Raw genomic sequence first — 11,625 nt, forward strand, 5'->3', positions numbered from 1 at the left:
CACACATAAACGACTAGCTTGACAAGGTAGATTAACAGTGAATTAATTTGTTTACTGCCCTAGGCTATCGCAACAACACAGTCGTTTTGATCGTACTAGTTGTTACGTGCAATCACGGCGTACTAACGGGCTTTTCTCTGTATGCATCAATCTTTACGATTCTGGAATTGTCTGTTCGCTACAGGTATATTCTATCTGATTTCATTCCTAGGCTACGCTCAGCCTTTGCGCCAGTACACAGCGCAGCAACAAGCTAGACAACGCGAGATTCAGCGAATCATCACGGCTGAACGGACGGAGAATTATCAGCGAGCAGCAGCAGTAGCCCAAAAGCTAGGCCGCCCTTCTCAACATCGCCGTTCCGATGGCACAGTTGTACTCCTGAGTGGTATCAGCGAAACAGGCGAACTATTATATAACACCACATACAGCGCGACCCAGGCCGGTCAGAGTCTACGTACCTCGTCGCTGTATACAGGCGGCAGTTTAGGGGTTTCCTTGTCGGGGAGTACGCTTTCCAATAAGATAGCCATCTGGGACGGGGGAAAGGTGCGCAATACGCACGTCGAGTTCCGAACCAGTACAACGAGCCGAGTTACTCAGATCGACAATGTTGACACGAACGATGATCATGCTACGCACGTATCGGGCATTATCATGGCCGCAGGCGTCAACCCTCGGGTGAAAGGTATGGCGTTCGGTACTAATCTGCGCGCTTACGATTTTAAAAATGACGCAACAGAAATGACCTCAGCTGCGCCAAACCTGTTGGTTTCTAACCACTCCTATGGAACCCAGGCCGGCTGGGTTTATAACAGTGATCGAACAACGACGACCAAGTGGGAATGGTGGGGCGATACAACCGTTAGCAAAACCGAAGATTACAAGTTTGGGCTTTATAACTCGAGTACCAGAGTCTGGGATCAGATTGCCCAGAATGCGCCTTATTATTTGATTGTAGAAGCGGCTGGAAACAGCCATGGCCAGAATGGACCTGGCGTAGGGCTGCCCTATTACTTATCGACATCAAACAACATCAGTACGGTAGCTCGCAATGATCAGAATGGGTATGACCAGATCAGCACGACAGGAACAGCTAAAAATATTCTCTCTGTAGCCGCTGCCAGCAATTTGTCTTACGGATATAATCAAGCTAGCGACGTCATTTTGGGCGACTTTAGCAGTTGGGGCCCTACGGACGATGGACGAATTAAACCGGATATCGCGGGCATTGGAGTTAGTGTTCTTTCGTCGATTGCTACGAACGATAGCGCTTATGCGTCCTACAGTGGTACGTCCATGGCGTCGCCTACGGTGGCGGGCTCTGCACTCTTGTTGCAGGAACTGTATTCTCAGCGCAACAGCGGTAAGTTCATGCGATCTTCGACGCTGCGAGGCCTGATTTTGCACACCGCCGACGAAGCCGGTACGTCTTCCGGACCGGACTACCGCTTCGGCTGGGGACTCATGAATACTGAACGGGCGGGTCAGGCGATTTTAAACACGAACAATAACTACTTGCTGGACGAACGGACGATCAATCAGGGAGAAACATACTCATTTACGATGGTTGCTTCCGGTCGAGGGCCGTTGGTAGCCACCATTTGCTGGACAGACCCTGCTGGTACGGCTACGACTGCCTTGAATAGTCGTACGCCAAAGCTGGTCAATGATCTTGATCTGCGGGTTAGTGACGGGACCGCAATAACACAACCCTGGATACTTGATCCAGCCAACCCATCCAACGCTGCCACGCGGGGCGATAATGTCCGGGATAACATCGAGCAGGTGTTAATCGCTAATCCCATACCGGAAAAAACTTACACGTTGACCATTACGCATAAAGGTACGCTGAGCGGCAATAAACAGGATTACGCTCTGCTTCTTAGCGGTATCGGTGGGTCAGTCCCCTGCGTATCGAGGGCGACGTCAACAGCTGATACTAAAATCGCTCGTGTTCAGTTCAACACGATTGATCAGACTGGCGCAGCAGGCTGTACAGCGTATACCGACTTTTTAGGCGTTGGCACAACGGTGCAACCTGATCAGCAGATCCCATTAACAGTTTCGCTCGGCACTTGTGGCGCAACGAAAAACGCATCGATCAAAGCCTTTATCGACTGGAATCAGAACGGTAGCTTTGATGAGGCAGGAGAGACCGTAGCCACGTCAACCGTGCTGGCAAATTCAGGCCAGTTTACCGCTACAGTATCCGTTCCGACAACGGTTCAGGCTGGTCAAATTCTCCGTTTTCGCATCGTTGCGGTGGAGACAGACAACCCGGCCACGATTACTGGTTGCGGAACGTACGGAAATGGAGAAACGCAGGATTATACGCTCACTGTCATTCAACCGGTAATTGACGTTGGCCCCACAGCTTTGGTGTCGCCGGAGGGTAATTTCTGTAGTCAGCCGGGACAGTTCGTCACCGTGCGTCTTCGCAACTACGGGAGCGCCACACAAACCAACGTTCCTGTATCGGTAACTATTACAGACGCTAACAATGCCCCAATCGCCACACTATCGGGTTCGGCCCCCAGCATCGTGGCTTTCCGTGAGACTACGTTATCATTAGCGATTCCAGCAAGTACTGCCTTGCAAGCCAGCCAGGCTTACAAGTTTACCATCAGCACAAGCTTAGCGAACGATCTCAAACCTGCTAACAACACGCTTACCGAAACCCGCACGGCAGCACCCACTTCAACGGGGGGGCTCTTCACGGCGATGCGTTGCGGCAGTGACACGGCTCTTTCACTACGTAACGCGGGCAGCGGAGTAGCTTATTGGTACGACGCTCCCACGGGTGGGAATCTCCTGGCAGCCGGTAACCAGCAATCCCTCCGGTCGCTACCAGCCAGCGGTCAGCTCTATGCGGGTCTGAATGACTTCTCAGGGGTAATTGGGCCGACCAGCAATAGCGCTTTCGGGGGTGGTACCTATGCCGGTAATTTCGGCCCCGCCCCCCTGGTATCCACTCAGGTTCCACTTCTGATTGAGAGCGCTCGTTTATACATCGCAGCAGCCGGCAAGCTTACCTTCACTGTACAGAAATACGACAACACGGTTGTTTCGAGCGTAACGCTGGACGTACAGCCTACGCGCAACCAAAGCTTGACGGCCGTTAGTAATGGACAACTGGTCGATGACCCGAATGATCCAGGAGCGGTTTACCCACTGAATTTACGTATACCGACCGCTGGCGATTATAAAATAGCCATCAGCTATGCTGACGGTGCATCTATCTTCCGAAGCAACGTCGGCGTTACGGGTTTCCCATTTCAATTGGCGACGCAAAATGGAACACCCGTGGTAACAATCAAAGGTTCTTTATACGATACCGGCAGTGGAACAGATACCTTGAAAACCGCCTGGTATTATTTTTATAATATGCGAGTTCGGGCGCTGGACTGTGCTGGAACGCAACGGGTTGCCGTTCCGACGACCACCGGAACATCCCCTGCTGCTACGTTGACTGCGAATGGATCAACTAACATCTGTCAGGGTTCCAATTTGGTGTTACAGGCCGGTACAGGGTCTAACTATTCGTATCAATGGTACCGTGACGCGCAATTACTTTCAGGAGTAAGCAGTAGTACGTTGTCCACCTCTACGCCCGGTAGTTACGCTGTTCAGATCGCGAACGGCTGCCTACCCATTCGTTCGACTACCCTTGCCATTACGGTTCAGACTCCTGTTATGCCAACCATTACAACCAATGGCTTGATGTTGACCACTAGCGCTCGTAGTAACATTCAGTGGCTTCTGAACGGAGTAGCTATCACGGGGGCTACCGGGGCAAGTCTTACCGTCGTTCAATCAGGACGGTATTCAGTCAGAGGAAGCGTCAATGGATGTGGTGAACTAATTTCCGATGAAACCTACGTAACGATTCTGGCAGCAGAGCCCACTGTCCAGGAACGTATTCTGAACGTTTATCCTATTCCGGCCACGCAACAGATTACGGTCTCCCTAGTCAACATGCCAATCCTTTCCTACTCACCTGTCGTCCGCCTGACTGATTTACGAGGAACGACCATCCGAACGGCATCCCTGCAACGTAACGGTGCTGACTATTCAGTCGACCTAGATATTGGTGATCTACCCGGTGGCACCTTTATAGTTGTCATCAATGACCAGACATCTCAGTCAGTTTGGGTTAAACGAATCAAAAAGCAGTAGCCTAAAACGACAACAGCCCGCAAACATTCAGTTTGCGGGCTGTTGCTTTTATTCACCAGACGTGTCCGACTTATTTTCCTTTGGCAGCGTCTTCCTGCGCGATAGCCAATTTGACTGCTTCATACAGGTTAACAACACCACCCGTCTTTGACAACGCTTTGAAATCAATCGTATCCGTAGATTCAGGCTTGTGGACCTTAATAGCGTAAGGCGTTGCTGACTGTTCTATAATCCGTTTAATATCCGCGTAGGTCAGTTTCGGAAAATACGATTTCAGCACCGCAGCTACCCCGGCCACAACCGGCGAGGCCATGCTTGTACCGTCGTTGTTTTCGTATTTACTCCCCGGCACGGTCGAATAAATTGCCCGGCCTGGCGCAAAAACGTCGACTGATTTTTTGCCATAGTTCGAGAAGCTAGCAACGAGATCATCACCTGTACTTTCGGCACTTGCCCCCACCGTAATTACGTTTGGAATCTCTTTTCCATCAAGAAAACGGGGAGCCGGATAGTTAGCGGCTGTGTCAATATCTTTTCCGTCATTTCCAGCCGCGTGGACCATTAATACGCCCTTCGACAGCGCGTACCGCTCCGCATCTTCTACCACTTTACGGTTGGGCGAGTAGTCCTTTCCAAAGCTCATGTTGATGATCTGTGCTCCGTTGTCAACCGCGTAACGAATAGCATTAGCGATATCCTTGTCGCGCTCATCGCCATCGGGAACCGCCCGGACACCCATAATCTGAACCGCATCAGCAATTCCTTTTACACCTAGCTCATTCGTCCGATCGGCTCCAATGATTCCCGCTACGTGGGTTCCATGATCTGGACGCGGACCAGCGATGTCGGGATTGCCGTAATATTTTTCGGTCATATCCTCTGGATTGTCACCCACAACAGCCCGGCTATCGAAATCTGGATTGTAGTTGTATTCAGCGCGGGCTTTTAACTGCTCATTGGCTTTTTCAAGCTCCCCAATTACATCATCCGCATTGGCGACTTGCTGTTGCTGCAATAACTGTCGGATAGCGTTGACGGGCCCTTTCAGCATTTCGTTTTTAGTCGTATCAGCAATATTCCGCAGGGCTGTCGTGTCAAGCGTCTTTACATCATACGCACTTTTGATAGCATTCACGGCACCCGCAAACTGCATATAAAACTGGCTGATGCCCTGGTATTGCGCTTTGTACTGGGCTTGGTTTTTCTCGACTTCAGCTTTCGTTTTTTTATAGAGGTCAAACTCTTTCTGCTCTTCAGGCTTGAACGACGCACGGGTTTTGCCCTCATATTTTGGCTTCAGCTTAGCGTACAAACGCGTTACCTCCGCTGTTTCATAGCTTACGTTACGTCCATCTTTTCCACCGATGAAATTCCAGCCGTGAATGTCATCTACGTAGCCGTTCTTATCATCATCAATTCCGTTTCCGGGAATTTCTTTTGGATTGGTCCAAAGCACCCGGCGCAAATCTTCGTGCGTTGTATCGATTCCACCATCAATGACCGCCACAACAACTGGCGTTGGTTTGCGATTCTTCAGCAATTCGCGATAGGTTTTTTCAACGCTGATCCCAGCCGATTTATCGGACTTATCCGACAGATACCATTGGGATTGTTGTGCCAACGCACCCGTTGCCAGCAGACTCATTGCTGCATATACTAGGAGTTTCTTCATATACTCTAAACGTTCTGCTTCGCGATAAAGCTCAACAAAATCAAGGAAAGTCTTTGTACTAAAGCTTAAAACTTGTTAAAACATCCATTTAGTGGATTTCCGTTACAATCGCTACAAGTTTACTGAACGGTCGTATTTTATTCATTAAGCTTTTCGCATTTTTATTAACAACCCGTTCATTTTTATAGTTGTAGAAATAATTCCACTATCAATAAGGATTATGTCTACTAGGCCCCCTAAAAACGGCACAGGTCCGCTCGATCATCTGGCTTTGCGGTATTTAAGGCGGGCACTTGATACAGTTCACCCCACGGATGAACCTTACGTTCTGAACCCGGTCGAGAGCCGGCTTATTCAACGAACGAAGGTGCTAACGCTTAGTCTAGCGGCCTTTTTGGGGGTTTTAGGCGTATTGTTCCTGTACATTCCACAATACAACTGGCCCGATTTTTTTCAGAGTACCCAGATCAATTTGCTGGGCGATACGTATCACTTGCCACTAGTGACGATTGTCTATGGGATTTTGATCGTTTACGTAGAAATCCACCTGCTCATCGGTCTCAATTTACTCGGTGTTAAGACGATTATGCACGTGTGCCAATTTCCCCGGGCTCACGATGCTCAATACGATCGTCACCTGCGGGCGCTGGCCGATGCTGCCCTTGAGAAAACCCATCGGGGGATTCTTCGTTTCGGTATCGACCCGTACCTGAACATGCCACGTTGGGGCCTGACCATTTTTTTTCTACTTAACCAAGTTAAGGCCTTCTTGAGCCAGTTTCTGGTAAAGGTAGTAGTCCGGCGTTTTTTAGGCAGATATGTATTACGTCAGTTTACGGATCTGTTAGGTATGCCCATTTTTGCGCTCTGGAACGCTTATGCATCCTGGCAGGTGCTCCACGAAGCACAGGTTCGCGTGATGGCTCCGACAACAATCCGGGAATTCGTGAACGAACTACACGACGAGTGGGGTAAAGACTCCGAATTTCGCCCCTTGATTCTGGAAGCTTTACAATACGTGGCAATCCTGAAGCGCCAGTACAACTACGCCCATTATCTATTGACCGAGACGCTTATTGATCGCTTCGATTTGCGAACAAATAAACCGCTAACTGGAGACTTCATCGCGCAAATTGCCAATATTTCTCCCAACGTACGCCAGAGCCTTGAACGTCTCATTATTTTTGGGGTGTTGATCGATGGCCGATTATCATGGGTCGAAAAACGTCAAATCCGCCAGCTTCAGAAACAAGGGCTTTTGACGTATTCGATCAGCGAAATCCAGAAGTTAGGCAAAGAATACAACCAGGGTAAAGGGTTGTGGGTATAAGCCCCTCAACTCGTCTTCTCAACGGGCACCTCCTGCGTTTTCGTTACCCGTACCTCATGAATCCGTTTGTCATCGGCGGAGAGGATTTCGAACGTAAAATTGGCGTAACTAATCTTTTCTGCTGTTCTGGGTAGCCTGTTGAACAGTTCCAGTAGCAGGCCGCCTAATGATTCACTATCTCCTTGTACGGCTTCGAACGTAGCGCTGTCGACATTCAGTACGCGGCAGATCTCTGAGATCGGCATTTTTCCTTCGAATACCACGGTTTGTTCGTCTTCACGTCGGTATCCTTCGGGGCTTTCCTCATCAAACTCATCGTTGATATCCCCAAAAATTTCTTCGATAATATCCTCCAACGTAATCAGTCCCCGGGTACCTCCATACTCATTGACAACAATAGCAATATGTACCCGGCGCTTCTGAAAGTCTTGGAGCAGATCGTCAATTTTCTTGTTGTCCGGAATAAAATAGGCAGGACGCAATAACGATTGCCAAGCAAACGAGTCGCTCTGCTGTATGTGCGGTAGCAAGTCTTTAATGTAAAGAATGCCTTCTACCTGATCCAGCGATTCATGATATACAGGAACCCTTGAATAACCGGACTCGTTTATCTGCGCAACCAGCTCAGTAAAGGTCAGATTACTAGGTAACGCTGATATATCATGGCGGGGGCGCATCACCTGTCGGGCGGTTAAGCTGCTGAAGTTGACGATTCCTTTCAGCATTTCTTTCTCTTCAGCCGACGAACTCCCACCCGTCAGCTCAACGGCGTGACTCAACTCTTCAACGGATAATTTATAGCCGCGTCGTTGAATTCGTTTATCGATTTGATTGCTTAGGCTAACCAGTAAAATGGAAAATGGCCGAAAGACAAACAAACCTATTTGGGCAAGAGGAGCTGTTCGACGAGCAACACTCAGACTACTCTGGCTGGCATACGCCTTAGGAATGATCTCGCCAAAAAGAACGATCGCCAACGTAGTGGTCAATACCACTCCTAATAATGTCCAGATTGATTGGTAAGCGGCCTGCGATGATTTCCAGGTCAGATACGTAACAATAACAACTATACTGATATTCAGCAGATTGTTAAATATCACCAATGAAGCTAGTAATCGTTTGGGGCGTTCCAGCAGATTGGCAATCTGCCGTTCATTTGCCTGCATACTATCGCGGCAACGTACCCGATCATCGTGGGTTAACGAAAAGAAAGCCGCTTCCGAGGCTGATACCAGAGCGGCCAGCACAAGAAGCAGCAGGATAAGCGCCGTGTAAGGGGCGTATAAATCAAAATAGGTGCTCCAGCTAGTTAAAGCTGGAAGCACCTGTCGAGGAAGGGGATCACTATGGTCCATCTATACTATATCTCGTTCAACAATCGAGCATTGCGGGATTTAGAACGGTAGGTCGTCATCTCCACCCCCATCGAATGGCATCGGCTCAGGCTCACGCCGGGCCGGTTGCTGACGAGGAGCGGATGGCTGAGGAGCTGGTGCGGCTGCACGCTGGGGTTGAGGCTGCTGACGCACTGGTGCGGCTTGGGGAGCAGCCTGCGCCCGGGGCGCTTCGTATTCAGGCTCGTCCTGCCGGTCGCTGTTTGGTGAGCCCAGCAACTGCATGGTGTTAGCCCGTACCCGTAACGAAGTACGTTCTTTACCTTCTTTGTCCGTCCAGAGTTCAGTACGTAACCGACCTTCGACATAGACCGAGTTTCCTTTTTTCAAGTACTTTTCAGCGACCTTGGCCTGTTCGTTCCAGAGCTCAACCCGGAACCATTCGGTCTGCTCAACTTTCTCACCATTCCGGTTGGTAAATTTTTCGGTCGTAGCCACGTTGAAGGTTGCGACAACAGCACCACCATCCAGGTAACGTACCTCAGGATCAGCACCTAAATTACCGATGATGGTCATTTTATTAAGACTTGCCATTTGCTTGTTTTTTTACGTTTTATACGAAGGGTTTAGTGTGCTTTATTTGCTTAAAGTTACTGAATTAAACCAACTTACGCAACGTTTTTGACCAAATAATTGGTAATTAGAACAGGCTTGGGAAGTTGTTCTACCTCAGCCCGGGAATACCAAGTCATGCCGTCAGGTAATGCTCCTGATAGCTCCTCGGGTAGATCAATTAAATAGACCTGCCCGTTAATCCGCTGATGGGAAAGTAACTGCGAAACCACTACGGGTGGAGCAGCCAGCACACCCTGCTCAACCAACTTTTCAACAGCCTGGGGTAGCGCTAAGTCCCGTAAAGCAGCCTTGGGCTCGTCGGTTTCAAGTAGATAAAAATCGTATAGACTCTGCCAGATATCCTGATTGGTACGCTCACGCATGGCGATCTGGTTACCTTTTCGAAATACTAGATAATTGAAGTAGCGATTCCGAACGGGGGCTTTTTTCGCCTTTACCGGTAGCAGGTGCTGCCGCCCGGTCAAATATGCCGCACATTGTTGTTGTAGTGGACAAAGCAGGCAATCTGGCGCTATGGGAGTACACTGGATAGCACCAAACTCCATGATTGACTGATTATACGTAGCCGGATCGTCGGCAGCCTGTATTAACCGAGTCGCCAGAGCAGCAAAGGTTTTCTTGGCACCCGTCGTTGTAATATCTTCTTCGATGCCGAACACGCGGGCCAGCACCCGATACACGTTGCCATCAACCACCGGTACGCGCTCACCGAAGGCAAATGACGCAACAGCAGCAGCCGTATACGCCCCGATTCCCTTCATTTTGAGCAAGTCATGATACGTATCCGGAAACTTCTCCGCCAACTGCTCCGTTACGTAACGGGCTGTCTGGTGCAGATTTCTGGCACGAGAGTAGTAACCCAACCCTTGCCAGAGACGTAATAATTCGCGTTCGTCAGCACGAGCCATGTCGGCTACGGTTGGGTAGTTTTCAACGAAGCGTTCGTAGTAAGGTTTGCCTTGTGCTACGCGAGTCTGCTGGAGAATTACTTCCGATAGCCAGATGCGATATGGGTCACGTGTGTGACGCCAGGGAAGGTCGCGCTTGTGCCGTTCGTACCAGCGCTCCAAGGTCGGTGCAAACGTTGTCTCAGTGACGTTAAGGTCTGATTGCCAATTCAAAATAAAACAGGAAAATGCACGAGTGGTCGCAAAAAGGAAGCAATGAAGTTTTTTTAAATCTGTTGAAACCCCTACCTTTGTGCTCCCATTTTTGGCACCCGAATTTTCAACAACACAGTAATCGTTAAAGTTTAAGAAGTCGTGACGAAAGCAGACGTAATTTCAGAGATCGCCGATAAAACCGGAATCGATAAGGCAGAGGTTACCAACACTCTTGAGACCTTCTTTTCGGTGGTCAAGGACTCGCTGGCCGAAGGAGAAAATATTTATGTGAGAGGTTTCGGTAGTTTCATCAATAAAAAGAGAGCGAAGAAGGTTGCCCGTAACATCTCGAAGAATACCGCTATGGTAATCGACGAACACTTCATTCCAAGTTTCAAACCTGCTAAAGTTTTCGTAGAGCAGGTAAAAACCAGTGACAAGGCTAAAGTAGCCGCCGAATAGTTTTCAATCTGGCCTTATCGGCGTTTGCATTGTAACTCCTCCCTATGAATAAATACGTGCTTGTAGTGATTATGCTAGCGGCAGTGATGACGGTCGGGCTTTACAGCCTGCCTCGGGTTGTTGTGCGGAATGAAAACAAGCAACTGGGTGGCCGAACAACGCAAACGCCCACGGCCGATTCTCTTTCGGTAGCGGCTAACACGGGCACTCCTGATCGCTCGTCGATGCATGAGGAAGCCGTTACGCCCGAACAACAACGTAAACTGGAAAGTCTCCGATCGGCATTTCTAACGGCAATACCAGCCCAGAAAGATGCTGCTGGAGAAAAGCTGATTTCTTTCTTTCGAGACATTACTCGTTACGACAGTGCTGCTCACTACGCCGAAGTGCTAGCAACTACGCAACCTTCGGAAGCTAATTTGCTCCGAGCTGGTGACGTTTATTTTGAAGCATACACGTTTGCAGTCGACGCAGCAAAAACTGCTACACTGGGCAAGAAGACTCGGGATTTTTACCAGAAAGCAATTGATAAAAATCCGAACCTATTGTCGGCGAAGGCTAATATGGCTATGACCTACGTCAACACGGAAAACCCAATGCAGGGAATCGCCCTTCTGCGGGAGGTGTTGCAGCAGGACCCAACAAACGAGCTGGCTTTGTTTAACTTGGGTTTGCTATCGATGCAGTCAAATCAGTATGATCGGGCTATCGAACGTTTCCGGCAGATTCTGGTCAATAATCCAGCGAGTCGAAAAGCTCAGTTTTATCTGGGTATTAGCCTAGCTGAAGCAGGACAACGTGACGAAGCCAAACAAGTGCTGGCTCAAGTAAAAAAAGGAGAGAAAGATCCGCAAATTCTAGCTGCTATTCGCGAATACGAAGATCGGCTGAAATAATACCCGGTATGCC

At 49.3% G+C, this 11,625-nt stretch carries 8 protein-coding genes; 4 read left to right on the top strand and 4 right to left on the bottom strand.

The features are described from left to right. Positions 1-141: 141 nt before the first annotated feature. Positions 142-4,179 carry a S8 family serine peptidase gene (locus ACYVAD_RS04825; protein ID WP_461138324.1) on the top strand — a complete coding sequence of 1,346 codons (4,038 nt, stop codon included), beginning with the start codon at positions 142-144 and terminating at the stop codon, positions 4,177-4,179. 70 nt (positions 4,180-4,249) lie between these two features. On the opposite strand, the gene ACYVAD_RS04830 is transcribed toward ACYVAD_RS04825, so the two are convergent. Next, positions 4,250-5,851 carry a S8 family peptidase gene (locus tag ACYVAD_RS04830; RefSeq protein WP_461138325.1) on the bottom strand — a complete coding sequence of 534 codons (1,602 nt, stop codon included), beginning with the start codon at positions 5,849-5,851 and terminating at the stop codon, positions 4,250-4,252. A gap of 220 nt (positions 5,852-6,071) precedes the next feature. Here ACYVAD_RS04830 and ACYVAD_RS04835 point away from each other — a divergent pair, with 220 nt between their 5' ends. Beyond that, a complete protein-coding gene (locus ACYVAD_RS04835) occupies positions 6,072-7,181 on the top strand; it encodes an LBF_2804 family protein (RefSeq protein WP_461138326.1) in 1,110 nt (369 codons plus the stop codon). A gap of 5 nt (positions 7,182-7,186) precedes the next feature. On the opposite strand, the gene gldE is transcribed toward ACYVAD_RS04835, so the two are convergent. From gldE to mutY, 3 genes are all read right to left on the bottom strand, one after another. Next, the gene (gene gldE / locus ACYVAD_RS04840) at positions 7,187-8,536 is read right to left on the bottom strand and encodes a gliding motility-associated protein GldE (RefSeq protein WP_461138327.1); all 1,350 of its coding nucleotides are present in this window, start codon (positions 8,534-8,536) and stop codon (positions 7,187-7,189) included. Between the two features lie 39 nt (positions 8,537-8,575). Next, a complete protein-coding gene (locus tag ACYVAD_RS04845) occupies positions 8,576-9,109 on the bottom strand; it encodes a single-stranded DNA-binding protein (RefSeq protein ID WP_461138328.1) in 534 nt (177 codons plus the stop codon). A 74-nt stretch (positions 9,110-9,183) separates the two neighbouring features. Beyond that, positions 9,184-10,221 carry an A/G-specific adenine glycosylase gene (gene mutY, locus ACYVAD_RS04850; protein ID WP_461138329.1) on the bottom strand — a complete coding sequence of 346 codons (1,038 nt, stop codon included), beginning with the start codon at positions 10,219-10,221 and terminating at the stop codon, positions 9,184-9,186. Positions 10,222-10,413: 192 nt separating this feature from the next. On the opposite strand from mutY, the gene ACYVAD_RS04855 reads away from it, so the two are divergent. Both ACYVAD_RS04855 and ACYVAD_RS04860 read left to right on the top strand, forming a co-directional pair. Next, on the top strand, positions 10,414-10,716 hold the full coding sequence (locus ACYVAD_RS04855) for an HU family DNA-binding protein (RefSeq protein WP_176565554.1): 303 nt from the start codon (positions 10,414-10,416) through the stop codon (positions 10,714-10,716). Between the two features lie 44 nt (positions 10,717-10,760). Continuing rightward, positions 10,761-11,612 carry a tetratricopeptide repeat protein gene (locus ACYVAD_RS04860; RefSeq protein ID WP_461138330.1) on the top strand — a complete coding sequence of 284 codons (852 nt, stop codon included), beginning with the start codon at positions 10,761-10,763 and terminating at the stop codon, positions 11,610-11,612. The last annotated feature ends 13 nt before the right edge of the window (positions 11,613-11,625 follow it).

The sequence above is a fragment of the Spirosoma pomorum genome, from assembly GCF_054776615.1.